This window comes from Blastococcus sp. SYSU D00695 (genome assembly GCF_054050555.1).
Genome location: NZ_JBJGZP010000009.1, coordinates 77,974 through 103,079, shown reverse-complemented (window position 1 = coordinate 103,079; position 25,106 = coordinate 77,974). Strand labels below are relative to the sequence as shown.

Below are 25,106 nucleotides of genomic sequence, written 5' to 3'. Positions count from 1 at the left end.
CCATGCCGCCACGCGTCGGGGCCGGGAACCGTGGGCGTCCTCACGGTGGCAGGAGGCCGTGGCCTCGCTACCGTTGGGTGGTTGGTTTCGACACCTATCGACCGACCACGTCCGACCATCCCCGATCTGCACCGGGAGTCCGATCCGTGCGGAGAACCTCCGTCGTCTTCTGGGCCTCGCTGGCCGTCGTCCTGCCGTTCGTGGCGTGGGGAGCGGCGGCCCCCGCATCGCTGGCCGTCGCCGCGGAGGCCACTCGCTCCTTCGTCGTCGACCGGTTCGGCTGGTTCTACCTCCTGACCGCCAGCGGCCTCCTCGTCGCGGTGGTGGCGCTGGCGGCTTCCCGCTTCGGCCGGATCCGGCTGGGGCGGGACGACGAGCGGCCGGAGTACTCCACCGGGGCCTGGTTCGCGATGCTGTTCAGCGCCGGCATGGGCATCGGACTGGTGTTCTGGGGTGTCGCCGAGCCGGTGTCGCACTACCTGGCACCGTCGACGGCCGAGCCGGGCACCACCCAGGCGGCCCGGGACGCCCTGCGCTACTCGTTCTTCCACTGGGGTCTGCATCCCTGGGCGGTCTACGCGGTGCTGGCGTTGGCCCTGGCCTACGCGCGGTTCCGCCGTGGCTGGAAGGCCACGATCAGCGGCGCCCTGCGGCCGCTCCTCGGCGACCGGGTCGACGGCTGGCTGGGCACGGTGGTCGACGTGGTCGCCGTCGTGGCCACCGTCTTCGGCGTGGCCACCTCGCTGGGGCTCGGTGCGGCGCAGGTCAACGGCGGCCTGGCCACACTGGTCAGCGGTATCGACCTCTACTCGGGGACTCAGCTCGCCGTCATCGCCGTCGTCACCGTGCTCTTCCTGGCCTCGGCGATGTCCGGACTGGACCGGGGCATCAAGTGGCTGTCGTCGGCCAACGTCCTGCTCGCGGTCGGCCTGCTCCTCTTCGTGCTGTTCACCGCGCCCACCGGCCGGCTCGTGGGGGCGTTCACCACCACGCTGGGCAGTTACGTCACCGAGTTGCCCACGATGAGCCTGCAGACCGGACCCTTCGACCCCGCCCGCTCGCAGTGGATCAACGCTTGGACGATCTTCTACTGGGCCTGGTGGATCTCCTGGTCGCCGTTCGTCGCCACGTTCATCGCGCGGATCTCCCGCGGCCGCACGATCCGCGAGTTCGTCGTCGGCGTGCTGGCGGTGCCGACACTGCTCAGCGGGCTGTGGTTCTCGGTCTTCGGTGCAGCCGGCATCCTCGCCGAGCAGGACGGCGCCGGACTGTCCGGGCAGCGCACCGAGTCGCAGCTGTTCGGCCTGCTGGACACGCTGCCCTGGGGCGTCGTGGCCGGCGTCGGTGCGATGGTGCTGATCGTCACCTTCTTCGTCACCAGTGCCGACTCGGCGACCTTCGTGCTCGGGTCGCTGAGCACCCGGGAGGGCCGCGACCCGGCGAGGAGCGTCACCGTGGTGTGGGGCCTGGTGATCGCCGCGTCGGCCGCCGTCCTGCTGGTCAGCGGTGGCCTCGGCGGCGTGCAGACCGCCTCGATCGTCGCGGCGTTCCCCTTCGCCATCGTCCTGCTGCTGGTCCTCGTCTCGCTGACGAAGGCGCTGCACGGAGAACGACCGCCGGCCCCCGTCGGGCCGGTCGACGGCGGCGCAGTCCCCGAGCAGACCGGGAGCCGATGAGGTACCGGATCCTGGCCTACGCGTGCTACGGGATCGGCAGCTGCGTCTTCCTGGTCTCCAGCCTGGTGGAAGGCTCCCCGATGATGCTCGCCGGCAGCGCCCTGTTCCTCACCGGCACGATCGTCCTCGCCGTGCAGGAGGTCCGCCGCGCGCGGTGAGGAGCCCGGCCACCGACCTCGTGGCCGGCGAGATCCCGGGGGCGCTGCGCCCTCGGCGCGAGCTCCGACGTCCGCATCCCACTCCGCACGTCCCCCGGGCGGCCGGACCGGGTGACGCAGGCCGGCAATCGGAGGGCGCCGGTCGGCAATCGAGGGCGGGACGGCCGCGGTGAGAGTGGGCTCACACAGCGACGGCGGCCGCCGTCCCTGCCTGCCCCCGGAGAGCCGACCGGGACCCACCGAGAGGACCACAGCACTGTGAGCGGATCGGACGCTGCCAGCCCCCTCGGGATCGCCGACCCGGTGGAGCGCGCGCGGAGCATCGCCCCGGCGATCCGCGCGGCCGCCGCCGACGTCGAGTCGCAGGGCAGCCTCACCGACGACGTGGTGAAGCTGCTGTCCGACGCCGAGCTCTTCTGGCTGGCCGCCAGCGACGAGCTGGGCGGCGGGAACGCCGGCCTGGTCGAGACCGTGCAGGTCATCGAGGAGGTGACCGCGGCCGACACGTCCACCGGCTGGAGCATGATGGTCAACATCGACCTCACCGGTCTGGTGTCGGCGCACTGCTCGGACGCCACCCGGGACGTCGTGTTCGGCGACGGGAAGCCGGTCTTCGCCGGTTCCCTGGCCCGCGCCGGGGCCGGGGTCGTCACCGAGGTCGACGGCGCGATGCGGCTGAACGGTGAGTTCCAGTTCGCCTCGGGCAGCGCCTACGCTGACTGGTTCCTCACCGGCGCGACCCGCGACGGCGAGCGCGTGACCGTGATCGTCCCCCGCAGCCACGTCGAGTTCGTCGGCAACTGGGACGTCCTGGGGCTGCGCGGCACCGGGAGCCAGGACTACCGGGTCACCGACTACCCGGTGGCACCGGAGATGCTGCTCGACATCAGCGGCAGCCCGCGCCGCGGCCCGGCGATGCACCGGCTGAGCGTGCTGCAGCTGGGCCCGGTGATGCACGCCGGCATCGCCCTGGGCGTCGGCCGCCGGGCGTTCGAGGAACTGACCGCGACGGCCCGCATCGAGGCCGCCAAGCCCGGCAGGACCCCGCTCACCGAGCAGTCGCACTTCATGTACGACTTCATCCGGCTGGAGGCGGCCTACCGCGGGGCCCGCGCGTTCTGCCTCGAGGTCGCCGCGGAGGCCCAGGCCGTGGTCGAGCGCGGTGAGGCGGCGTCGGAGCTGCTCGTCGCGCGGCTGTACCAGGCGACCGCGCACGCCACCCGGGTCGCCCGCGACGCCGTCGAGTTCGCCTACGGGTGGTCGGGCACGCGGGCGCTGCGCACGCCGAACCCGCTGGAGAAGCTGCTGCGCGACGTCCACGGCATCACGCAGCACATGATCGTCGGCCCGCCGGTGGTCCTCTCCTCGGCCGCCCCCGTCTTCGCGTCGTACTGACCCGCCGCCCCGAGCCCCAGGAGATCCGCATGCCGGTCACCGTCCGCCCCCGGGTACCGCTCCGCCGCACCCTCGACGCCTTCTACGACGACGAGGAGTCCTACTTCCCCAGCGCCCGGATCGTCGACTGGACGCTGCTGCGGCAGGAGGCCTGCGACGTCCACCCCTACGACGAGTTCGCGTACGTCCTCGAAGGCACGCTGGTGATGGAGAGCGCGGGCCGCTCCGTCGAGGTCGGGCCGGGCCAGGTCGGCATGGTGCCCGAGGGGTCGATCGGCTGCTACCGGACGCCCGGCCACGTCCGGATGATCAGCCTCGGCGGGCCGAACCACACCGCCGGGCCGTCCACCTTCTTCGGCGTCCGGTCGATCGACGCCGCCCCGCTGACGGTGGACGCCGCGTCGGCCCCGGCGGCGGTGCGCGAGGCGCCCCCGGAGCTGCTCGAGCGGGTGGAGCTGCCCGGCGCGGCACCCCGGTACCGCTTCGGGCACGCGACCGCGACCGGTGCGTGGGACTCGCTGGTCCTCGGCGAGTGGGAGCTGCGCGCGCAGCAGCAGGAGGTCACCCACCCGTTCGTCCACTTCGTGTTCGTCCTCGAGGGCACCCTGCTGGGCACCTCGGACGGCCAGACCGCCGCGGCGGGCGCCGGCACGATGCTCGAGATCGCCGCGGGGACCACCGTCCGGTGGGGCGCGCCGTCGTTCGCGCGGGTGCTGGAGATCGACGGCCCCAACCGGGCCGGGGCCCGATCGGCGGTCGGCGAGGTCACCTCCCTCGACCTCGTGGCCGCCGGCGCCCTGCGCTGACGGAGGCCGCCGGGGCCGGTCCGGCGGTCACGCCAGACCGTTGACGCCCACCCCGGCGGCCCGCAGCTCCTCGACCCCGACCAGCGGGCGGGCTCGGCCTCTCGGGGACGGGGCACCTCCTGCGGGCAGGCCAGGCCGGCTGCGCCACCGGTGTCAGCGCAGGTGACGGACGAGGAACCGGGTCGCGTCGTCCCCCTCGAACGCCGGGACGCCGGTGTGCCCGCCGGTGTTGGCGTGCAGCGTCCTCTCCACCGAGCCGAGGGCGTCGAAGAGCTCGAGGGACCGCTGCCGGTCGTTGCCCTCGTCGTCCCACTGCAGCAGGACCAGCAGCGGCACGGTGACCCGCCGCGCCTCCTCGAGCACGGCGCGCGGCACGAGGCTCCCGGCGAACAGCACCGCCGCGGCGATGCGCGGCTCCACCGCCGCGAGCCGGACGGCGATCGACACGACGCCGCCCGAGACGGCGACGGGACCGCCGACCCCCGGCAGCGCGAGGAGCGCGTCGAGAGCCGCCCGCCACTCCGGGACCGCCGCGTCGACCAGTGGGAGGACCAGCCGGTCGACGAGCTCCTCACCGACCGGCTCACCAGCGGCCAGCGCGCGGCGGAGGTCGGCGCGGGCCCGCTCGGCGGCGGGGATGCGGGGCCGCTCCCCGCAGCCGGGGAGCTCGAGGGTCGCGGCGCTGAGCCCGGCGGCCACGGCGTGCCGGGCGCGGGCCAGGAGCCGGGGGTGCATGCGCGACAGGTCCCCGGGGTGGCCGAGCAGGACCAGCGGCGCGGGCGCCGCCGGGTCCGCGGACGCCGACGTCCAGAGGATGCCGGGGACGCCGTCGAGGGTGAGGCGGCGCTCGAGGACGTCGTCGTCGAGGCGCTGGGAGGAGGTGAGGTGCACGGGAGTGCCTTCCGGGAGGGCTGGGCCGGCGCTCCCGGGCGACCTACCGCCCGACCGTGACCCCTGCGGGGAGCACCCACGTCGACTGCGTGTCCACGGGTACCACCCCCTCGCTCTCCGGTCCGGCGCCGGGACGGTAGCGCCCCGCGCCGGCGGCCGCGACCGGATTCCGGTCCCCGCGCCCCCGGCTCCCAGGGACCTCCCAGGTCCGCCGCCTACCCTCGGAGGACCGCCGCCGCGAGACGAGGAGCCCGATGGACGACGACGGCCTGACCTGGGTGACGACGCTGGACCCCGGGCTGCTGGCCGTGCTGGGCGGCGGCGTGGTCCTGCTGCTCCTGCTCGCCGTGCTGGCCGGGTGGCTGGTGGTCCGGCGGGTCCGCCGCAGCCCGCTGGCAGCGCGGGCGCGGGAGGTCACCGCGCGGGCCGGCGAGCTGGGCGCGCAGGGCGCGACCGCGCTCGCCGCGCGCCGCCTCCCGCCCGGCGAGCGGCGGGAGGCCGCCGAGCTGCAGCTGCAGCTGCAGCGGGCCCGGCCGGAGCTGCGCCGCCAGGTCGAGGCCGCGCAGGCCTCGGGGGCGCACCTGGGCGAGGTCCCGGCGCTGCTGCCCGCGCTGGAGGCCGAGGGGTCCCGTCTCGAGCAGTGCCTGCGGCAGCAGACGCTCGCGCCGTCCCCCGGCTGCGCCGACGTCCTCACCGAGGCACGCGCCCACCTCGACATGCTCGGCGACGTCGCCGACGCGGTGCGCCAGGCCGAGCGCGTGCAGCCCGTGACCGGCCGGCTGCCGGGCGACGTCGCCGACGCCGTCGCGGCCCTGCGGGCGCACACCGACGCCTACCGCGAGCTGACCTCACCGGCCCCGCCGGTCCTGCCGCCGCCCCCTCCCCCGCCGCCGGGTCGCTGACACCCGCCCGGGCCGGTCCCCCGCACGACGACGGCTATGGCGCGCCCGGGGAGGAACGGGGACGGAGGTCCCGACCGTCGGCAAAGACCGTGACAGAGCGCTCCGGGCCTCGCTAGCGTCTCCCGCACTGTTCGCGCGCCGGTGCGGGGCGGCGCCCGTCGGAGGGCGATCCCATGGGTCGGTCGTTCGCGTCCCGCGTCAGTTCCCCACGGCTCAAGTGGGTGGTCCTCGTCGGCTGGCTGGTGCTCGCCGCGGCGTCGGGGCCCCTCGCCGGGAAGCTCACCGACGTCCAGGAGAACGACATCGCGGCGTGGCTGCCCGGTGAGGCGGAGTCCACGCGCGCGCTGCACGCGCAGGCGGAGCTCGGCTCGGACCCCGACGTCATCCCCGCCGTCGTCGTCTACGAGCGCGACGGCGGGCTGACCGACGCCGACGCCGCCGCCGTGGCCGACGACCGGGCGCAGTTCGAGCAGCTCGACGCCCTCGACGGCGAGATCACCGGCCCGATCCCGTCCGAGGACGGCGAGGCCCTGCAGCTCATCGTGCCGCTGAACGTGGGGTCGGACGGCTGGGAGGCGATCGCCCCGCTCGTCGACGACATCCGCGCCGAGGCCCAGGACGGCCCCGACGGGCTGGCGGCCTACGTCACCGGTCCCGCGGGCAACGCCGCCGACTCCTCCGAGGCATTCGAGGGCATCGACGGAGCGCTGTTGTTCGCCGCGCTCGGCGTCGTCATCGTGATCCTGCTGTTCACCTACCGCAGCCCGGTCCTGTGGGTGCTGCCCATCTTCTCGGCCGTCATCGCGCTGGTCTGCGCGCAGGCCCTGATCTACCTGCTGGCCCGCTACGCCGACCTCACGGTCAACGCGCAGAGCGCGAGCATCCTCACCGTCCTCGTGGTCGGCGCCGGGACGGACTACGCCCTGCTGCTCGTGGCCCGCTACCGCGAGGAACTCCGGCTGCACGCCGACCGGCACGAGGCGATGACCGAGGCCGTGCACCGGGCCGGCCCGGCGGTGCTGGCCAGCGGCAGCACCGTCGTCCTCGGCATGCTGTGCCTGATCGCCGCGGAGATGAACTCCACCGCCGGGCTCGGCCCGGTCGCGGCGATCGGCGTCGCGGTGACGCTGTGCGTCCTCATGACCCTGCTCCCGGCGCTGCTGGTGATCTGCGGGCGCTGGGTGTTCTGGCCGGTGCGGCCCAGCCTCGGCAGCACCGAGCCCACCGCCACCGGGCTGTGGGCCCGGGTCGGCCGGCGGATCAAGCCGCGGCCGCGGGCCACCTGGGTGGTCACCAGCGTGCTGCTGCTGGTCGCGTGCCTCGGCGTCGTCAAGCTCGACCCCGACGGCCTCACCGCGGCCGAGGGGTTCCGCGACACCCCCGAGTCCATCCAGGGCGACGAGGTCGCCGCGGAGCACTACCCCGCCGTCGGCGGCAACCCGGTGTACGTGGTCACGACGGCCGCGGACGCCGACGAGGTCGCCGACGCCGTCGCCGCGGAGAGCGGCATCGCCGAGGTCGCGCCGCCGCGGGTCGAGGGCGACGCCGCGCTGATCGAGGCCACCCTGGCCGACCCGTTCGACAGCCCGGCCGCCGCCACGACCATCGAGGACCTGCGGGCCTCGCTGGACGACGTCGGCGACGGCGAGGCGCTGGTCGGCGGCAACACCGCGCTCAACCTCGACGTCCAGAACGCCTCGCAGCGCGACAACCGGGTGGTCATCCCGCTGATCATGCTGGTCGTCCTGGTGGTGCTCGGCCTGCTGCTGCGGGCGGTCGTGGCACCGCTGATCCTGATCGCCACGGTCGTGCTGTCCTTCGGCGCGGCGCTCGGGCTCAGCGCGTGGATCTTCGACTGGGTGCTCGGCGTGACCGACACCGACAGCTCGTTCCCGCTGTTCGTCTTCGTGTTCCTGGTCGCCCTGGGGATCGACTACAACATCTTCCTGATGACCCGCGTCCGCGAGGAGGCCGTGGACCACGGCACCCGGCGGGCGGCCCTCATCGGGCTGGCGGCCACCGGCGGCGTCATCACCTCCGCCGGGCTGGTGCTGGCCGCGACGTTCGCCGTCCTCGGCACGCTGCCGCTGACGTTCCTCACCCAGCTGGGGATCGCGGTCGCCCTCGGCGTGCTGCTGGACACCCTCGTCGTGCGGTCGGTGCTGGTCACGGCGCTGAACCTGGACGTCGGCCGGCGGATGTGGTGGCCCAGCCGGCTGGCCTCCCGCCCGGACGAGCCCGAACCGCCGCAGGGCGGGGACCTGCCGGCCGCGGCGGCGGAGAGCGTCCGCAGCTGACGGCCCGGCCGGCCGGTCCCCGGCGGTCGGTCAGGCGGCCTCCGGCGACCCGTCCTCCAGCGCGGCCAGGACGTCGTCCATCTGCAGGCCGACCAGCCAGCCGAAGGTGACCTCCTCGGCGGTCTGGCCGCTCACCTCGGCCAGCGCGCCGATCTGGGCGGCCAGCACGCCTCGGGCGGCGCGGTACAGCTGGGCGGCGGAGACGGCGACGCCGACGTCGGCCAGCCACAGCCGGCCGTCGGGCAGCACCCGGACCTCGGGGGCCTCGCCGCAGCCGAGGTCGGCGCCGGCGCCGGCGACCAGGGAGGCCCCGGCCCGCAGCTCGGTGCGGCGGTGCGCGCCGGCGCTCACCGGGCACGTCCGGACGTGGTCAGGGGGCGGGGCAGGTCCATGGCGCTCTCCTCGACGGCGGTCGCTGTCGTAGGAGTCGGCAGGCCCGGACGCGGTCGGCACCCCGCCCGCTGCCGGTGGGGTCGGTGGGGCGAACGGGACGACCTCCCCGCGGCGACATCTCCCACACGGCGCATCGAGCGCGGGCGGAGTGGGCATGGCCGACGACATGCAGTTTCCCGAGGCCCGGGGGCCCCTCAGTGCCGCGCTGCGCGCCGACCTGCTCGCCGGCGACGTCTCCCCGGCGACGATCGACCTGGCCGCCGCCGTGGCCGAGGCCGCCACCGCCCCCCTGGTCGACGAGGACCTGCAGATCTCCCTCGCCGCCTGCTACGAGCTGCACTACCGGGGCCTGGACGGCGTGGCCGAGACGTTCGAGTGGGACCCGGCCCTGCTGCGGCTGCGGGCGCACCTGGAGCGCGCCCACACCGCGGCCCTGCGCGAGCTCATCGGCCCGCTGCCGCTCTCCGACGAACCGGTCGACCGGCAGCTCGCCGCGCTCATCGCCGCCGACGACGGCCCCTCGCTGTCGCGGTACCTGGCCCGGTCGGGGTCGCTGGACCAGTGGCGGGAGTACCTGACGCTGCGCTCGGTCTACCACCTCAAGGAGGGCGACCCGCACACCTTCGCCGTCCCCCGGCTGAGCGGGCGCACCAAGTCCGCGATGGTCGAGATCCAGGCCGACGAGTACGGCGGGGGCACGCCGGCGCGCATGCACAGCGAGCTCTTCCGCGGGCTGATGCGCGACCTCGACCTGGACGACGCCTACGGCGCCCTCTGGGACGACGCCCCGGCCCCGGCCTTCACGTCGGTGAACACCATGTCGCTGTTCGGGCTGCACCGGCGGTGGCGGGGCGCGGCGCTCGGGCACCTGGCGGCGGTGGAGATGACGTCGTCGGAACCCAGCCGCCGCTACTCGTCGGGCCTGCGCCGCCTCGGGTTCGGCCCGGACACCACCGTCTTCTACGACGAGCACGTGGAGGCCGACGCCGTCCACGAGCAGATCGCCGCGGTCGACATGTGCGGCTCCCTGGTGGCGGCCGAGCCGGCCCTCGCGCCGGACGTGCTGTTCGGCGCCGCGAGCTCGCTGGCCCTCGACGGGCTCACCGCCCACCACCTGCTGGGCGCCTGGGAGGCCGGGCGGTCCGCACTGCGGGGGGCGCGACCACTCGCCGCCTGACGGCCGGCCGGGACCGTTGCGGAACGTCCACGGTCCGGACTGCACATCGGGCGCCGGCTGCCGATAGGAAGGGGCCGCTTCCCGACCGCCGGAGGACCCCATGTGGCGACGCACCGACCCCACCCCGTCCGGCACGACGACGACGCCGATGCCCCGCGACGTCGAGGCCCTGGAGGCGGTCCTCACCGCCCTCGACGCCGGCGTCAGCTCGGAGACCGAGGCGCACGTCGCCGTGACCGCCACGCTGGGCGAGGCGCTCGGGCTGTCCTACGGCGGCGTCTGGATGCCGGTCGAGGGCGGCTTCCGCCTGGTCGCCGAGCAGGGTGAGCTCGCGCCCGCGATGGCCGCCCGCTGGCAGCAGGAGACGGTCATGGGCCCGCAGGACGGCCTCGGCGGCCAGGCGATGCGCGAGCGGCGCGTGGTCCTCATGGACCCGACCACCCCGACCGGGAACTGCCTGCGGTGGGCGACGGCCTCGGCCGCCGGCGCCCGGCACGGCTGCGTCCTGCCCATCGTCGAGGACAACCGGGTCGTCGCGCTGCAGGAGTACTACTCCCGCAGCGAGCTGCCGTTCTTCGGCGGCCGGGCCGAGAAGTGGAAGGCCATCGGCCGGGTGGCCGCGCACGCCCGCCGGTCGGCGCTGACCGCGGCGCAGCTGCGGGAGACGCTGAACGACCGCGAGGCCGTGACGACCGTCGTGCGCCGGGTCGGCGAGGCCCGGGACGAGCAGACGGCCATGCGCACCGCCCTGGAGACCGTCCGCACCGCGTTCGGCTGGGCCTACGGCTCGTTCTGGGCGCTGGACGAGCAGGAGGGCGTGCTGCGCTTCTCCGTCGAGTCGGGCTCGGCCGGCGAGGAGTTCCGCCAGGTCACCCTCTCGGCGAGCTTCGCCGAGGGCGTGGGCCTGTCCGGCCGCGCGTGGCGCAAGCGCGACCTCGTCTTCGTCCGGGACCTGGCCGAGGTCACCGACTGCGTCCGCCGCCCCGCCGCCCAGCGGGCCGGGGTGAAGTCGGGCGTCTGCTTCCCGGTCATGAGCGACGGCCGGGTGATCGGCACGATGGACTTCTTCGTCACCGAGACGATCGAGCTGTCGGAGTCGCGGGCCGCGGCGCTGCGCAACGTGCAGCAGCTGGTCTCCCAGCGGCTGGACATCCTGCGCCGCGCCGAGACCGACGCGGTCAACTCCCGCGCGCTGCTGGAGACCGTCTCGCTGCTGCGCGAGGCGGCCGACGAGGCCGGCCGGGTCGCGGAGGGCGCGGTCGGCCAGGCGTCGTCCATGACGGCCGAGGTGGAGGCCCTCGGCACCGCCTCGGCCGCCGTCGGCGACGTCATCCGGATCATCTCGGGCATCGCCGACCAGACGAACCTGCTCGCCCTCAACGCCACCATCGAGGCGGCCCGGGCCGGGGAGCTGGGCCGCGGGTTCGCCGTCGTGGCCAGCGAGGTCAAGGACCTGGCCCGGGAGACCGCCGCGGCGACCAAGCGGGTCTCCGACCAGATCGCGGGCATCCAGTCCAGCAGCGAGCAGGTGTCGGCGGGCATCCTCGCCACCAGCGAGGTCATCCGCCAGCTGGACGCCGTGCAGAGCCGGATGGGTGAGGTGCTGGAGCAGCAGGTCCAGATGGCGAGGGCGTTCGAGAACCGCGGCTGACCCTCCTCAGCCGGCCCCGCCGTCCGCGGGGTCGGCGTCCGCGGTGCCCTCGCGGACGAGGCGGGCGGCCGGGCGCGGCCGGCTCGGGGCGCTCGGCGCGCTGAACCCCGCGCGCTTGTGCGTGCCGTCGCAGAACGGCTTGATGCCGGACTTCCCGCAGCGGCACAGGGCCACGGTGCCGCGGCCGGGGTCGATGTCCGCGCCGTCCTGGTCCACCAGCCGGAAGTCCCCGCGGACGATCAGCGGCCCGTCCCGGTAGGGCGTGATCGTCGCCCCCCGGTCGGGGGCGGGCGGGGCGTCGTCCTCCGGCTGCGGGCTGCTCACCGCCCTCCCCTGCCCCGGGCGCCGCGGAGCCACACGTCGGGTCCCCCGCGGGGAGGGCCGGGAGCGGCTCCCCGGCTACCGTTCCGCGGCCGAGGGCCGGTCGGCCCCCCGCGCCCCGCCGTCCCGGGGCTCCCCCGCGCGCGGCTCCGGCGGCAGGGCGACCCCGGTGCGGTCGACCGGCTCGCCGGGCAGCGGCGCCGGCTCCCGGTCGAACGGCGCCGTCTGCAGCAGCCGCGCCAGCCCCACCGCCACGGCGCCGCCGATCAACGGCGCGACGATGAACAACCACACGTGCTCCAGCGACTCGCCGCCGGCGAACAGCGCGGGGCCGAGCGAGCGGGCCGGGTTCACCGACGTGCCGTCGAGCGGGATGCCGATCAGGTGGACGGCGGTCAGCACCAGGCCGATGGCCAGCCCGGCGAACCCCGGGGCGGCCGCCTTGCCGGTGACCAGCAGGACGACCAGGACCAGCACGGCGGTGAGCACGACCTCGAGCACGAACGCGCCGCCCATGCTGATCGTCGCGCCCCAGTCGTTGCTGCCGAGGACGCCGGTCTGGTCGGGAACGTCACCGAAGCCGCTGGTCAGGAGCTGTAGGAGCGCGGCACCGGCGATGCCGCCGGCGAACTGCGCGACCCAGTAGGCCACGGCCTCGCGGGCGGCCATCCCACCGGAGAGCAGGACACCGAGGGTCACCGCGGGGTTGACGTGGCAGCCCGACACCGGGCCCAGGGTGTACGCGAGCGCGAGGAGGGTCAGGCCGAAGGCGAAGGCGACCCCGGTGGGTCCGATCGAGTCGATGCCGGCGACGGCCGACCCCACCGCGACGAACACCAGCAGAGCGGTGCCGAGGAACTCGGCGGCCAGCGAGCGGACGAACATGGGCGGCACGGTGGACCTCCGGGCGCGTTCCGGTGCCAGTACCCCCGGCCGACCGACCGGGAGCCCCCGTGCGCGCCAGCCTCGCGCGACCGGCCGGCGACACGCCAGACCCCCGCCGCCGGCCTCCCCGGTTCAGCCGGCCGCGGCCTGGCCGTAGAACACGTGCTCGACGACCGATCGCGCGTGCCGGGTGGTGCGGCGGTACTCGTCGAGGAACTGGCCGGGGTCGACGTCCTGTCCGGCCCCGGCGGCGCGCGCCACGCCCGCCAGCTCCGCGCCGGGACGCGGCAGCTGGTCGCTGGGCCGGCCCCGGACGAGGAAGACCGCGTTGCGGGCCCGGGTGGCCAGCTCCCAGGCCGCCCGCAGGGCCCCGGCCTGCTCGGCGTCCAGGTACCCGCCGGCCTCGAGCGCGGTCAGGGCGTCGACCGTGGCGGTCACCCGCAGGGCGGGGTCGGCCGCGGCGTGCTGCAGCTGCAGCAGCTGCACGGTCCACTCCACGTCGGCCAGCCCGCCGCGTCCCAGCTTGGTGTGCGTGGCCGGGTCGGCGCCGCGGGGCAGCCGCTCCCGCTCGACCCGCGCCTTGATCCGCCGGATCTCGGCCACCTGCTCCGCGCCCAGCCCGGCGGGCGGGTGGCGCAGCGGGTCGACGAGCTCGACGAACGCGGCCCCCAGCGCCTCGTCCCCCGCCACCGGGGCGGCCCGCACCAGTGCCTGCACCTCCCAGACCGCGACCCAGCGCTCGTAGTACTCGCGGAACGCGTCGAGGCTGCGCACGAGCGGGCCCTGGCGGCCCTCGGGGCGCAGGTCGGCGTCCACCTCGAACGCCGGGTCGGGGGCGGGCTCGGCGAGCAGCCGCCGCAGCGTGTGGGCGATCGCGTTCGCCGCCGCGGTCGCCTGCGACTCGTCGGCGCCGGGCCGCGCCCGGTGCACGAACAACACGTCGGCGTCGGAGCCGTAGCCCATCTCCGCGCCCCCCAGCCGGCCCATGCCGATGACGGCCAGGTCCACCGGCACGTCGGTGACCGCGATCCCGGCCTGCGCGGCGTGGGCGCGGACGGCGAGGTCCAGCCCGACGCGCAGCGTGGCGACGGCGACGTCGGTGAGCGCCCGGCCGACGCGGACGACGTCGAGGCGGCCGAGCAGGTCGGCCGAGGAGACCCGCAGCAGCTCCTGCCGGCGCAGGCCGCGCAGCACCCGCACGCCGGCCTCGGCGTCGGCCGCCCGCCCGGCGGCCTGCCCCCAGGCACGGGTGAGGACGTCGGCGGGGCGGGGCTCGAGCTCGTCGTCGTCGGCGAGCAGCCGCAGGGCCTCCGGCGCGCGGGTGAGCAGGCCGGCCACGTACTGGCTGGAGCCCAGCAGCTGGGCCAGCCGCTCGACGACCTGCCCCTCGTCGCGCAGCAGCCGCAGGAACCACTGGTTGCCGCCGAGGGCCTCGCTCACCTGCCGGTAGGCCAGCAGCCCGGCGTCGGGGTCGGGGCAGGAGGCCAGGGTCTGCAGCACGACGGGCAGCAGGTACCTCTGCATCGACGCCGACCGGGACAGCCCGCCGGTCAGCGCCCCCATGTGCCGCAGCGCGCCCTCGGGGTCGGCGAAGCCCAGCGCCCGCAGCCAGTCGCCGGCCGCCTCGGTGCGCAGGTGCGCGGCCTCGGCCGGCACCTTGGCGACGGCCGACAGCAGCGGCCGGTAGAAGAGCTTCTCGTGCAGCCGGCGCACCTCGCGGGTGTGCAGGCCCAGCTCGGCGTCGAGGACGGCCACCGCGTCGCCGCGGTGGTCGGGCTTGTAGCCCAGCGACCGGGCCAGCCAGCGCCGCTGCTGGTCGTCGGTGGGCAGCAGGTGGGTGCGCCGCAGCCGCAGCAGCTGCAGCCGGTGCTCGACGGTGCGCAGGAAGCGGTAGGACGCGATGAGGGTGGCGGCGTCGACGCGCCCGACGTAGCCGCCGGCCGACAGCGCCGTCAGGGCCGGCAGGGTGCCGCCGACGCGCAGCGTGGGGTCGCTGCGCCCGTGCACGAGCTGCAGCAGCTGCACGGCGAACTCGACGTCGCGCAGCCCGCCGCGGCCGAGCTTGAGCTCCCGGCCGGCCTGCTGGGCGGGGACGGTGGCCTCCACCCGGCGGCGCATCGCCTGCACCTCGGCGACGAAGCCCGGGCGGTCGCCGGCCTCCCACACCCGCGGGAACAGCTCGTCGACGTAGGCGCGCCCGAGGTCGGGGTCGCCGGCCACCGGGCGCATCTTCAACAGCGCCTGGAACTCCCAGGTGTGCGCCCACTGCCGGTAGTAGCCGACGTGCCCGTTGAGGGTGCGCACCAGGGCGCCGGCCCTCCCCTCGGGGCGCAGCGCGGCGTCCACCTCCCAGGCCGCCTCCCGGCAGATGCGCATGAGGGCGGCGGCCACCCGGGTGGCGCTGCCGAGCGCCGGCGCCTCGGGGTCGGTGGGGTCCACCGGCTCGGCGACGAACACCACGTCGACGTCGCTGACGTAGTTCAGCTCCCGGCCGCCGGTCTTGCCGAGGGCGATGACCGCCAGCCGGCAGGCCGCGGCGGAGGCCGGCTGCTCGGCGACCGCCAGCGCGAGCCCGGCCTGCAGGACGGCGGCGGCGACGTCGGCGAGCTCGGCCGCGGCCTCCTCGGCGGCCAGCCCGTCGCCGAGGTCCCGGCCGGCCAGCGACAGGACGGCCCGCCGGTAGGCCAGCCGCAGGTCGGCGACCCGCTGCGGGCTCGCGTCGGGCGCGGCCCGGCCCAGGCGCACCCCCCAGGGCGGGTCGTCGGGGTCGGCGCCGACCGCGGCGAGCATCTCCCGCTGCAGCGCCAGCGCGGTGGGCCGGCTGGCGCCGCGGCCCTCACCCTCGCCGTCGAGCACCGTCCAGTCGCCGGGGTGTGCGGCGAGGTGGTCGGCCAGCCCCGCGCTCGCGCCCAGCACCGCCAGCAGCCGGCTGCGCAGCAGCGCCGAGCCCCGCAGCCGCGCCAGGAGGGTGGCCGCGGACCCGCCGGAGGGGTCGTCGCGGTCCAGGGACTCCACCAGCCGGCTCAGCGAGAGGACCGCCAGGTCGGGGTCGCCGGCGCGGGCGAGCGCGGAGACGACGGGCCCGGCCTCGGGGTCGGCCGGCTCGTTGCGCTCCAGGTCCCACAGGCCCAGGGCCGGGTCCGACAGCAGCTCCGCCGCCCGCTCGCCGTCGGCGAAGCCGAAGCGCACCAGCCGGGCGACGGCCGGCCGCGGGACCTCGCGGGCGGAGGTCACGCGGCGGACCCGCGCACCAGGTCGGCGAACCGTGCGGCGAAGGGCGCCCAGACGGCGGCGAGGTCGTCGGCGGCCGCGGATGCGCGGGCCTCGTGCCCGGCGGGGTCGGACGGGGACGCGGCGACGCCGACCGGGTCGCTGTCGGCCCAGGCGCGGACCATCGCCGGGGTCGTCTCGACGTGGAACTGCAGCCCGTAGCCGCGCCGGCCGACGCGGAACGCCTGGTGCGGGTACACCGGGCTGCTCGCCAGCAGGGTGGCTCCCGGCGGCAGCTCGCAGATCTCGTCGTGGTGCCACTGGACGACGTCGGGTGACAGCGGCAGCGGGCGGAACAGCGGGTCGGCGTCGGCGGCGTCGCGCCTGGCGACCAGCGAGACCCCGACCTCGGGGCCGGCGACGCCCGCCCGCACCCGCCCACCGCCGGCGATCGCCAGCATCTGCGCGCCCAGGCAGACGCCCAGCACGGGCGAGTCGGCGGCGACCGCCTGGCCCAGCAGGTGCCGCACGCCGACGAGCTCGGGCGAGGTCTCCGCGTCGTCCAGCGACGACTGCGGCCCGCCCATCACGAGCAGCCCGTCGTGGCCGGTCAGGTCGGCGGGCAGCGCGTCGCCCTCGCGCACCGAGCGGACGTCGAGGTGCAGGCCGGCGTCGCGCAGCCACTCCCCCAGCCGGGCCGGCGGGTCGGTCGGGCTCGGGACGACGACGAGCAGGCGTCCGGGACGGTCGGGCACGCCGTCAGGTTAGCCGCGGCGGCGGCCGGGGACGGCCGTCCCGACGGCGCCGGGAGGACGACCGGCCCGGTGGTGCGGGATGCCGGCGTGCCGCCCGAGCGCCTACGCTCACGCGGCCGCCGCGGTGCCCGGTCGCGGGGCGGGGAGGCGCGATGGCGGTGCAGCGGCGGGTCCGCGCCGCGGCGCTGCTGCTGGTGGCCGCCTCGGTGCTGGTGCGGGCCTGGCTGGTCGCCGGCCGCGGGCTGTTCAGCGACGACCTGAAGATCCTGCACCGGGCCGACACCAGCCCGCTGCTGTCGCCCGCCTATCTGTTCCAGGACTACGACGGGCAGTTCATGCCCGGCTCGCTGCTGGTCGCCGGCGTCGTCGAGCGGCTGGGCCGGCTGGACTGGTGGCCGGCCGCGACCACGATCGTCGTGCTGCAGGTGCTCGCGTCGCTGGCCCTGCTGCGGCTGCTGCGGCTGCTCGTCGGCGACCGCCCGCTGCTGCTGGTCCCGCTGGCCTTCGGGCTGTTCACCCCGCTGACGCTGGGCTCGGTGACCTGGTGGGCCGCGGCGCTGAACTCGCTGCCGCTGCAGATCGGCCTGGCCACGTTCCTCGCCGAGGCCGTGCAGGCGGCGCGCACGGGCGGCCGCCGGCACGCGCTGCGCGGCGCCGCGACGCTGGCGGGGACGCTGCTGTTCTACCTCAAGGCGGTGCTGCTGCCCGGGCTCGGCGTGGCCGTCGCCGCGCTGGTCCTGCTGCGCGACGGCGAGCGAACCCCGCTGGCCACGACCTGGCGGCGCGGCCGGCCGCTGTGGCTGGGCTCCCTGGCGGTGACCGCGGTGTGGGCGGTCGCCTACCTGGTCACCCGCAGCCACGCGCCGGTCGCCGGTGGGGGCCTGGGGGACCTGGCCGTCACCGTGCTCACCGGGTGGCAGGCCCTGCTGACGGCGGCCGTCGGCGGCCCGTTCGGCTGGGTCGGCGGCGCACCGCAGACGCCCTACGCGCGGATCCCCTGGTGGAGCGTCGTCGCCGGCGCCCTGGTCGTCGTCGCCGCCTGCGTCACCACCTGCCGGCGCAGCCGCGGTGCCGGGCTGGTGTGGGCGCTCGTGGCGGCCGAGGTCACCGTGGGCCTCGTGCTCGCCGCGGCTGGGCGGGGCGCGCTGGGGCTGGGGCACCTGCTGCCGCTGGCCGCGCGCTACTACGCCGTGGAGGCGGTGCTGCTCCCGGTGGCCGGCGCCCTGCTGGCCACGCTGCCGGTCACCGGCCGCGCCCCGGCGCACGCAGCGATCGGCCCGGCCCGCCGTCCGGTGGTGGCGACCGCGGCCGCGACGGCCGCGTTCGTCGTCGTCGCACTGCTGTCGACGCTCCAGCACGCCCGGGCCTGGCAGACCGACCGCACCGGCGCGTACCTCGCGGCGGCGCGGGAGTCCCTGGCCGCCGCCGGGGACACCCCGGTGCTCGACCAGCGGCTGCCCGGCGACGTGCTGTGGCCGTTGCTGTACCCCGACAACCTGCTCTCCCACGCGCTGTCCCCGCTGGAGGACCTGCCGCCCGTCGCCGACTGGACACCGGACCTGCGGATGCTCGACGACGACGGGCACCTGCGACCGGCGGGCGTCGTCGCCGGACCGCGGGTGACGCCGGGGCCGGTGCCGGGCTGCGGGTGGCCCGTCCGCACCGGCACCGCCGTCCCCCTCGCGACGCCGCTGTTCGACTGGGAGTGGACGGCGGAGGTGACCTACGTGGCCGACCGCGACGGCGAGCTCACCGTCGCGCTGCCCTCGGGCGAACCGGTCCGGGTGGAAGTGACCGCCGGCCGGCACACCGTCTGGGTGCGGCTGTCCGGCGACGGCCGGGCGCTGCGGGTCACCCCGCAGACGCCCGGCCTGCAGTTGTGCGTCGCCGCCGGCCGGGTGGGCGACGCCGGGGTGCGCTGAGCGCCGCCGTCACAGCCCCGGCAGGTACCGGGTGAGCTCGAACGGCGTGACGTTGCGCCGGTAGGAGTTGAACTCCTCCCACTTGTTGCGCAGGAAGAACTGGAACACGTGCTCGCCGAGGGTCTCGGCGACGAGCTCGCTGCCCTGCATGGCCGTCAGGGCCTCGCCCAGGGACACCGGCAGGTCCTCGTAGCCGGCCGCCCGCCGCTCGGTGTCGGTCAGCGACCAGACGTCGTCCTCGGCCTCCGGCGGCAGCTCGTAGCCCTTCTCGATCCCGCGCAGGCCGGCGGCCAGCAGGACGGCGAAGGTGAGGTAGGGGTTGCACGCGCTGTCGGGCGAGCGCACCTCCACCCGCGCCGACTGGGCCTTGCTGGGCTTGTAGCTGGGCAGCCGCACCAGCGCGGACCGGTTGGCCCGGCCCCAGGTGGCGGCGGTCGGCGCCTCGGTGCCGGCCAGCAGCCGCCGGTAGGAGTTCACCGTCTGGTTGGTGACGGCGGTGACCTCGCGGGCGTGGGTCAGCAGGCCGGCGATGAACTGCTTGCCGGTGGTGGACAGCCGCATCGGGTCGGCCGGGTCGTGGAAGGCGTTGCGGTCGCCCTCGAACAGCGACAGGTGGGTGTGCATGGCCGAGCCGGCGAGCTCGGTGAACGGCTTGGGCATGAAGGTGGCGTGCACGCCCTGCCCGAGCGCGACCTCCCGGACGACGTGCCGCAGCGTCATGATGTTGTCGGCCATCGACAGGGCGTCGGCGTAGCGCAGGTCGATCTCCTGCTGGCCCGGGGCGACCTCGTGGTGGCTGAACTCCACCGAGATGCCCATCGCCTCCAGGGCGAAGACCGCCTCGCGCCGGAAGTCGTGCGCCACGTTGTGCGTGGACAGGTCGAAGTAGCCGCCGGTGTCGGCCGGCCGCGGCGGGCTGCCGTCGGTGGGGAGGTCCTCCAGCAGGAAGAATTCGACCTCCGGGTGGGTGTAGAAGGTGAAGCCCATGTCGGCGGCCTTGGCCAGCGCCCGGCGCAGCACGTGCCGCGGGTCGGCCCACGAGGGCGTGCCGTCGGGCAGCGTGATGTCGCAGAACATCCGCGCCGTGTCGCTGGGGCGGCCCTCGCGGGCGGGCATCACCTGGAAGGTGCCGGGGTCGGGCTTGGCGAGCATGTCCGACTCGTAGACCCGCGCGAAGCCCTCGATCGCCGAACCGTCGAAGCCGATGCCCTCGGCGAAGGCCGCCTCGATCTCGGCCGGGGCCACCGCCACGGCCTTGAGGTAGCCGGAGACGTCGGTGAACCACAGCCGCACGAAGCGGATGTCGCGTTCCTCCAGGGTGCGCAGGACGAACTCCTGCTGTCGGTCCATGCTCGCCATGATCCAGTCCGCTCGTTTCCGGGATGTGTCGGCGACTCCAGCCTGCCCGGTCACCGGCGTTCGCACACGACCCCGGACGCTCGCCGCGGACGTGTCGCGTCAGCTCGCGGCGCCCGCCAGGTCGGCGAGCGGGACGTCGGGGTCGGCGAGCTGCCCCGGGTCGGCCCGCCGCCCGGAACGGATCAGCGCCTGGATCGGCTCGGTGACGTCCCAGACGTCGACGTTCATCCCCGCCTGCACCCGGCCGTCGCGGAGCCAGAAGGCGAGAAGGGGCCCTCGCCCGGGACGCCGCGGCACACGACGTCGTCCCCCGGACCGGCGAGACCGGAGTACTCCATGCCGAGCTCGTACTGGTCGGTGAAGAAGTAGGGCACGCGGTCGTAGGAGACCGGCCGGCCGAGCATCGACCGGGCGGCGGCTGGGCCGCCGTTGAGGGCGTTGGCCCAGTGCTCCACGCGCACGGGGCGGCCGTAGAGCGGGTGGAACGCCGAGGCGATGTCGCCGGCGGCATGGACGTCGGGAGCCGACGTGCGCAGCGCCGCGTCGGTGACGACCCCGCCGTCGACCTGCAGGCCCGCGGACACCGCCAGCCCGACCTCCGGTACGGCCCCGACACCGACGACCACCAGGTCGGCGGGCAGCTCCGGCCCGTCGGTGACCACCGTCGTCACCCGGCCCGAGTCGCCGCGCAGCTCCCGGACCCCGGTGCCGGTGGACACGACGACCCCGTGGTCGCGGTGCAGCCGCGCGAAGACGTCGCCCAGCTCCGGGCCGAGGACGCCGTACAGCGGGGCGGGCTGCGGCTCGACCACGGTGACGTCGTTGCCGAGCACCCGGGCGGCCGCGGCGACCTCCATGCCGATCCAGCCGGCGCCCACGACCACGACCCGCCGCCCGCCGCCGGCCAGGTCGGCCCGCAGCCCGTCGGCGTCGGCCTGCGTGCGCAGGTACCGGACCCCGGCGAGGTCGGCGCCGGGGACCGGCAGCCGGCGGGCGGACGACCCCGTGGCCAGCAGCAGCCGCGCGTAGGGCAGCTCCTCCCCGCCGTCCAGCGTGACCCGGTGGGCCACCGGGTCGAGCGCGGTGGCGCGGGTGCCGGTGCGCAGCTCGACGTCGTGCTCGCCGTACCAGCCCGGAGGGTGCACGCGGGCGTCCTCCCGCGCGGCCGTCCCGAGCAGCTGGCCCTTGGACAGCGGCGGCCGCTCGTAGGGCGGCTCGGGTTCCGCGCCGACGAGGACGACGGGGCCCGCGAACCCCTCGGCGCGCAGGGTCTCGGCGGCCTTCGCGCCGGCCAGCCCGCCCCCGACCACCACGTACGGATCCGATGGGGACATCGACGCACCTCCGGTCGGGCGATCCCCGTGGGTATGCCGAGGAGCACAGACCCGGTTCCCCCCGCTGTCAACGGGCGCGGTCGCCCCGGACGGCGGACCCGCGTGGACCGGCCGTCGGCGGCGGAGTTGGATGGGCGCGTGGCAGAACAGCTGCAGCTCAGAGTGGCCCTCGCCCAGGTCGACACCCGGGTCGGCGACATCACCGGCAACGCCGCGCTCGTCCTCGAGTGGACCGAGCGTGCGGCGCGGGCCGGTGCGCACGTCGCCGTCTTCCCGGAGATGACGCTCACCGGCTACCCGCCCGAGGACCTGGTCCTGCGGGAGTCCTTCGCGCGGGCCAGCGAGCGCGCGGTGGAGGAGCTCGCCGCGGAGCTCGACCGCCGCGGCCTGGGCGACACCGCCGTCGTCGTCGGCTACCTCGCGCACACCGAGGGCCCCGGCCCGGCCGCCGTCGACGAGCCGCCCACGGCCGAGGAGGACCGCCCGGCCGACGCCAACCCCCGGCACGGCGCGCCCCGGAACGCGGCCGCGCTGCTGCACGGCGGCGAGGTCGTCGTCCGCTACCACAAGCGGCACCTGCCCAACTACGGCGTCTTCGACGAGGCGCGCTACTTCGTGCCCGGCACGGAGCTGCCGGTGGTGCGGCTGCACGGGGTGGACGTCGCCCTGACCATCTGCGAGGACCTGTGGGTCGAGGGCGGCCCGTGCGGGGTGGCCGGGCAGGCCGGGGTGGACGTCGTCCTCTCCCCCAACGCCTCCCCCTACGAGCGGGCCAAGGACGACGTCCGGCTGCCGCTGGTCCGCCGCCGCGCCGCCGAGGCGCGGGCGACGGTCGTCTACTGCAACCAGGTGGGCGGCCAGGACGAGCTGGTGTTCGACGGCGACTCGATGGCGGTGGCGGCCGACGGCACGCTGCTGGCGCGGGCGCCCCAGTTCGTCGAGCACCTGCTCACCGTCGACCTCGCGATCGACCCGGCGGCGGTGCCCGAGCGGCGCGAGGGCCGGATCGGGCCGATGACGGTCACCCGGCACGTCGTCTCCACCGGGCCGGTGGCGCCGTTCGCGGCCCGGCCGGGCACCGTGGCCGAGCCGCTGAGCGACGTCGAGGAGGTGTGGCGGGCGCTGGTCCTCGGCCTGCGGGACTTCATCGAGAAGAACGGCTTCCCGTCGGTGGTGCTGGGGCTGTCCGGCGGCATCGACTCGGCGCTGGTCGCGGCCCTGGCGGTCGACGCGCTGGGCGCCGACCGGGTGCACGGGGTCGGCCTGCCGTCGCGGTGGTCCAGCGAGCACTCGCTGGCCGACGCCGAGGACCTGGCCCGCCGCACGGGGCTGCACTACTCGGTGGTGCCGATCGCGCCGATGGTCGACGCCTACGAGTCCTCGGTCGAGCTGTCCGGGGTGGCCGCGGAGAACCTGCAGGCGCGGGTGCGCGGCACCCTGCTCATGGCGCTGTCCAACCAGCACGGGCACCTGCTGCTGACCACGGGCAACAAGAGCGAGGTCGCCGTCGGCTACTCGACGCTGTACGGCGACTCCGCCGGCGGGTTCGCGCCGATCAAGGACGTGCCCAAGACGCTGGTCTGGGAGCTGGCCCGGTGGCGCAACGCGTACGCCCGCGGCCGCGGGGAGACCGAGCCGGTGCCGCAGAACTCGATCGACAAGCCGCCGTCGGCCGAGCTCGCCCCCGGGCAGCAGGACAGCGACTCGCTGCCCTCCTACGAGGAGCTGGACGCGGTGGTCGCCGACTACGTCGACCGCGACCTGGGGATGGCCGACCTGCTCGAGCGCGGCCACGACCCCGAGGTCGTCGCGCGGGTGCTGCGGCTGGTGGACACCGCGGAGTTCAAGCGCCGCCAGTCCGCGCCCGGCACCAAGATCAGCCTCAAGGCGTTCGGCCGGGACCGCCGGCTGCCCGTCACCAACCGCTGGCGGGAGACCCTGCCGACCGTCCGCGAGGGAGCCCAGGCATGAGCGAGTCGCCGCTGTACGGCGGGACGTCGACCGCGCGGGTGCGCATCCACCACCTGCAGCAGGCCAAGGAGCGGGGCGAGAAGTGGGCGATGCTCACCGCCTACGACACCTACGCCGCGGCGGTGTTCGAGGAGGCCGGCATCCCGGTGATGCTGGTCGGGGACTCCGCCGGGAACGTCGTCATGGGGCTGAACAGCACCGTGCCGGTCACGGTCGAGGACATCCTCTTCATGACCCGGGCCGTCACCCGGTCGACGAAGCGGGCGCTGATCGTCGCCGACCTCCCGTTCGGCTCCTACGAGTCCGGGCCGCAGCAGGCGTTCGACACCGCCGTCCGGCTGATGAAGGAGGGCGGCGCGCAGGCGGTCAAGCTCGAGGGCGGGGTCCGGGTGGCGCCGCAGATCCGGCTGCTCACCGAGGCCGGCATCCCGGTGATGGCGCACATCGGGTTCACGCCGCAGAGCGAGCACACCCTCGGGGGCTTCCGGGTGCAGGGCCGCGGCGCGGGGGCCGAGCAGCTGCTGGCCGACGCGCGGGCGGTGCAGGAGGCGGGCGCCTTCGCCGTCGTCATGGAGATGGTCCCCGCGGCGGTCGCTGCTCAGGTGACGAAGGAGCTGCGCATCCCGACCGTCGGGATCGGCGCCGGGCCCGACTGTGACGCCCAGGTGCTGGTCTGGCCCGACATGGCCGGCCTGACCGGCGGGCGGGTGCCGCGGTTCGTGAAGAAGTACGCCGAGCTGCGCGGGGAGCTGCTGCGCGCCGCCCGGGAGTACGCCGACGAGGTCCGCGCCGGCACCTTCCCCGGCCCCGAGCACGGCTTCGAGTAGCCGCCGCGGGCGGGTGGGGCGCAGCGCTCCGCACCCGGCACCCTGCCGGCGGTTCCGGGACCCTGCCGGCGCGATCGGGGCCGCAACGTCGGTGAACCGCCGGCAGAGTCGCCGGTCCCGCTGGTCACGCGCGGCGTCGGCGGCCCCGCTCCAGGGCGCGGTGCACCCGTGGGCCGAGGACCTGAGGGGTCAGGTCGGGCCAGGTCCAGCGGACGACGCCCCAGTCCTCGTCCCGGATCACGTCCTCGCGGAGCTTCTCCTCGAAGACCGCGTCGCCGGGGTCCTGACCCGGCCGCAGCAGCCGGCCGTACTTCACGCGCCCGTCGAACTCGCCGACCACCCGCTCGGCCTCCCACGCGAAGTCGGCCCGGCCGAGGAGGACGCCGCCGGCGGTGACGACGTCGTGCTGCAACGTGGAGGGCGCCAGCCCGAGCTGGTGCAGGAGCACCCGGCTGCGGCTCTCCCCGACGCTCTCGCTGCGGCCGTCGGCGAACCGGACGGCGCGCGCCGCCGACCGGACGCCGGGCACCCGTCCGAACTGCCCCAGGCCCTCGGTCAGGTCCGCCGGGGTGAGCCGGTGCTGGTGCAGGGCCACGTCGAGCGTCACGACCGCCGCTTCGAAGGGGAGCGTGCGTGCCAGGTCGAGAGCGGTGCGCACGACAACGGTCACGACGATCCCGTCGACGACCACGACGTCGTCCTCGCGCAGGCGGGCGACGTGGCAGTGCAGCGCCCGACCGACCTCGGCCGTCGCCGGCGGGGTGCGGGTGACGTGCACCCGGCCGAGCGGGGCACCCCACAGCGGGAGGCCGTGGACGACCGCGGCGGACTGGTGACTCACCACAGCCGGCCGGCGGAGGGCGGCCAGCGTGGCGTCGACCAGCCTGCGGTGCCGTCGTCCGGCGTCCCGGGCGACGTCCGGCAGGACGTAGGCGCCGGGCCGCACGCGCGTCAGCTCGCCGCGACGGATGCGCCGCGACAACTCCTCGTCCGACCAGCCCTCGGCGAGGGCGGTCCGGCGCAGGACGAGGTCGGGCGGTTCCCAGGAGGTCATGCGACGACCGTCGTCACGTCCGAGGCGATCGAGACGGCGGCGGCCCGGTCGGTGGACGAGGCGCGCCCCTGTGGACGGCCACTCTGCCGGCGGCTTCGACACCCTGCCGGCCGGATCGGGCC

The 25,106-nt window shown here is 75.9% G+C and carries 21 protein-coding genes; 11 read left to right on the top strand and 10 right to left on the bottom strand.

What is annotated here, in order from left to right; all coding sequences use genetic code 11:
• The first annotated feature begins 146 nt into the window (after nucleotides 1–146).
• The 4 genes from ACI781_RS08515 to ACI781_RS08500 all read left to right on the top strand — a co-directional run bounded on the left by ACI781_RS08515 (nucleotide 147) and on the right by ACI781_RS08500 (nucleotide 4,035).
• Nucleotides 147–1,676 carry a BCCT family transporter gene (locus tag ACI781_RS08515; RefSeq protein WP_456565648.1) on the top strand — a complete coding sequence of 510 codons (1,530 nt, stop codon included), beginning with the start codon at nucleotides 147–149 and terminating at the stop codon, nucleotides 1,674–1,676.
• The gene (locus ACI781_RS08510; protein WP_456565647.1) at nucleotides 1,673–1,834 is read left to right on the top strand and encodes a hypothetical protein; all 162 of its coding nucleotides are present in this window, start codon (nucleotides 1,673–1,675) and stop codon (nucleotides 1,832–1,834) included. The genes ACI781_RS08515 and ACI781_RS08510 overlap by 4 nt, the downstream gene beginning before the upstream one ends.
• A 258-nt stretch (nucleotides 1,835–2,092) precedes the next feature.
• On the top strand, nucleotides 2,093–3,229 hold the full coding sequence (locus ACI781_RS08505) for an acyl-CoA dehydrogenase family protein (protein ID WP_456565646.1): 1,137 nt from the start codon (nucleotides 2,093–2,095) through the stop codon (nucleotides 3,227–3,229).
• 29 nt (nucleotides 3,230–3,258) lie between these two features.
• Nucleotides 3,259–4,035 carry a cupin domain-containing protein gene (locus ACI781_RS08500; RefSeq protein WP_456565645.1) on the top strand — a complete coding sequence of 259 codons (777 nt, stop codon included), beginning with the start codon at nucleotides 3,259–3,261 and terminating at the stop codon, nucleotides 4,033–4,035.
• 153 nt (nucleotides 4,036–4,188) lie between these two features.
• Here ACI781_RS08500 and ACI781_RS08495 read toward each other — a convergent pair whose 3' ends face one another.
• Nucleotides 4,189–4,926, bottom strand: coding sequence for a hypothetical protein (locus tag ACI781_RS08495; protein WP_456565644.1), 738 nt, complete (start codon nucleotides 4,924–4,926; stop codon nucleotides 4,189–4,191).
• 254 nt (nucleotides 4,927–5,180) lie between these two features.
• Between ACI781_RS08495 and ACI781_RS08490 the strand changes: the two genes are divergently transcribed.
• Both ACI781_RS08490 and ACI781_RS08485 read left to right on the top strand, forming a co-directional pair.
• Nucleotides 5,181–5,828, top strand: coding sequence for a hypothetical protein (locus ACI781_RS08490; protein WP_456565643.1), 648 nt, complete (start codon nucleotides 5,181–5,183; stop codon nucleotides 5,826–5,828).
• Between the two features lie 173 nt (nucleotides 5,829–6,001).
• The gene (locus ACI781_RS08485; protein WP_456565642.1) at nucleotides 6,002–8,125 is read left to right on the top strand and encodes an MMPL family transporter; all 2,124 of its coding nucleotides are present in this window, start codon (nucleotides 6,002–6,004) and stop codon (nucleotides 8,123–8,125) included.
• Between the two features lie 30 nt (nucleotides 8,126–8,155).
• Here the strand turns inward: ACI781_RS08485 and ACI781_RS08480 are convergent, their stop codons facing one another.
• Nucleotides 8,156–8,476 (bottom strand): hypothetical protein, encoded by a 321-nt coding sequence (locus ACI781_RS08480; protein WP_456565641.1) that lies wholly within the window; start codon nucleotides 8,474–8,476, stop codon nucleotides 8,156–8,158.
• 208 nt (nucleotides 8,477–8,684) lie between these two features.
• On the opposite strand from ACI781_RS08480, the gene ACI781_RS08475 reads away from it, so the two are divergent.
• Nucleotides 8,685–9,695: an iron-containing redox enzyme family protein gene (locus ACI781_RS08475; RefSeq protein ID WP_456565640.1), complete on the top strand. Its 1,011-nt coding sequence runs from the start codon at nucleotides 8,685–8,687 to the stop codon at nucleotides 9,693–9,695.
• Between the two features lie 100 nt (nucleotides 9,696–9,795).
• Nucleotides 9,796–11,346 (top strand): methyl-accepting chemotaxis protein, encoded by a 1,551-nt coding sequence (locus tag ACI781_RS08470; RefSeq protein WP_456565639.1) that lies wholly within the window; start codon nucleotides 9,796–9,798, stop codon nucleotides 11,344–11,346.
• Nucleotides 11,347–11,352: 6 nt separating this feature from the next.
• Here the strand turns inward: ACI781_RS08470 and ACI781_RS08465 are convergent, their stop codons facing one another.
• The 4 genes from ACI781_RS08465 to ACI781_RS08450 all read right to left on the bottom strand — a co-directional run bounded on the left by ACI781_RS08465 (nucleotide 11,353) and on the right by ACI781_RS08450 (nucleotide 16,517).
• Entirely contained in the window at nucleotides 11,353–11,670 is a 318-nt protein-coding gene (locus ACI781_RS08465; RefSeq protein ID WP_456565638.1) for a CDGSH iron-sulfur domain-containing protein, read from the bottom strand.
• A gap of 75 nt (nucleotides 11,671–11,745) precedes the next feature.
• Nucleotides 11,746–12,552, bottom strand: a complete 807-nt coding sequence (locus tag ACI781_RS08460; protein WP_456565637.1) for an aquaporin — start codon at nucleotides 12,550–12,552, stop codon at nucleotides 11,746–11,748.
• A gap of 132 nt (nucleotides 12,553–12,684) precedes the next feature.
• A complete protein-coding gene (locus ACI781_RS08455) occupies nucleotides 12,685–15,786 on the bottom strand; it encodes a bifunctional [glutamine synthetase] adenylyltransferase/[glutamine synthetase]-adenylyl-L-tyrosine phosphorylase (protein ID WP_456565636.1) in 3,102 nt (1,033 codons plus the stop codon).
• The gene (locus tag ACI781_RS08450; protein ID WP_456565635.1) at nucleotides 15,783–16,517 is read right to left on the bottom strand and encodes a type 1 glutamine amidotransferase; all 735 of its coding nucleotides are present in this window, start codon (nucleotides 16,515–16,517) and stop codon (nucleotides 15,783–15,785) included. The genes ACI781_RS08455 and ACI781_RS08450 overlap by 4 nt, the downstream gene beginning before the upstream one ends.
• Before the next feature lie 152 nt (nucleotides 16,518–16,669).
• Between ACI781_RS08450 and ACI781_RS08445 the strand changes: the two genes are divergently transcribed.
• A complete protein-coding gene (locus tag ACI781_RS08445) occupies nucleotides 16,670–18,439 on the top strand; it encodes a hypothetical protein (protein ID WP_456565634.1) in 1,770 nt (589 codons plus the stop codon).
• Nucleotides 18,440–18,448: 9 nt separating this feature from the next.
• Here the strand turns inward: ACI781_RS08445 and ACI781_RS08440 are convergent, their stop codons facing one another.
• From ACI781_RS08440 to ACI781_RS08430, 3 genes are all read right to left on the bottom strand, one after another.
• The gene (locus ACI781_RS08440; RefSeq protein ID WP_456565633.1) at nucleotides 18,449–19,789 is read right to left on the bottom strand and encodes a glutamine synthetase family protein; all 1,341 of its coding nucleotides are present in this window, start codon (nucleotides 19,787–19,789) and stop codon (nucleotides 18,449–18,451) included.
• A 108-nt stretch (nucleotides 19,790–19,897) separates the two neighbouring features.
• Nucleotides 19,898–20,026, bottom strand: coding sequence for a hypothetical protein (locus ACI781_RS08435; RefSeq protein ID WP_456565632.1), 129 nt, complete (start codon nucleotides 20,024–20,026; stop codon nucleotides 19,898–19,900).
• The gene (locus tag ACI781_RS08430) at nucleotides 20,023–21,132 is read right to left on the bottom strand and encodes an NAD(P)/FAD-dependent oxidoreductase (RefSeq protein WP_456565631.1); all 1,110 of its coding nucleotides are present in this window, start codon (nucleotides 21,130–21,132) and stop codon (nucleotides 20,023–20,025) included. The genes ACI781_RS08435 and ACI781_RS08430 overlap by 4 nt, the downstream gene beginning before the upstream one ends.
• 138 nt (nucleotides 21,133–21,270) lie before the next feature.
• On the opposite strand from ACI781_RS08430, the gene ACI781_RS08425 reads away from it, so the two are divergent.
• Both ACI781_RS08425 and panB read left to right on the top strand, forming a co-directional pair.
• Nucleotides 21,271–23,103 carry an NAD+ synthase gene (locus tag ACI781_RS08425; RefSeq protein WP_456565630.1) on the top strand — a complete coding sequence of 611 codons (1,833 nt, stop codon included), beginning with the start codon at nucleotides 21,271–21,273 and terminating at the stop codon, nucleotides 23,101–23,103.
• Nucleotides 23,100–23,930 (top strand): 3-methyl-2-oxobutanoate hydroxymethyltransferase, encoded by an 831-nt coding sequence (panB, locus tag ACI781_RS08420; protein ID WP_456565629.1) that lies wholly within the window; start codon nucleotides 23,100–23,102, stop codon nucleotides 23,928–23,930. The genes ACI781_RS08425 and panB overlap by 4 nt, the downstream gene beginning before the upstream one ends.
• Before the next feature lie 124 nt (nucleotides 23,931–24,054).
• On the opposite strand, the gene ACI781_RS08415 is transcribed toward panB, so the two are convergent.
• A complete protein-coding gene (locus ACI781_RS08415; RefSeq protein WP_456565628.1) occupies nucleotides 24,055–24,984 on the bottom strand; it encodes a type IV toxin-antitoxin system AbiEi family antitoxin domain-containing protein in 930 nt (309 codons plus the stop codon).
• Between the last annotated feature and the right edge of the window lie 122 nt (nucleotides 24,985–25,106).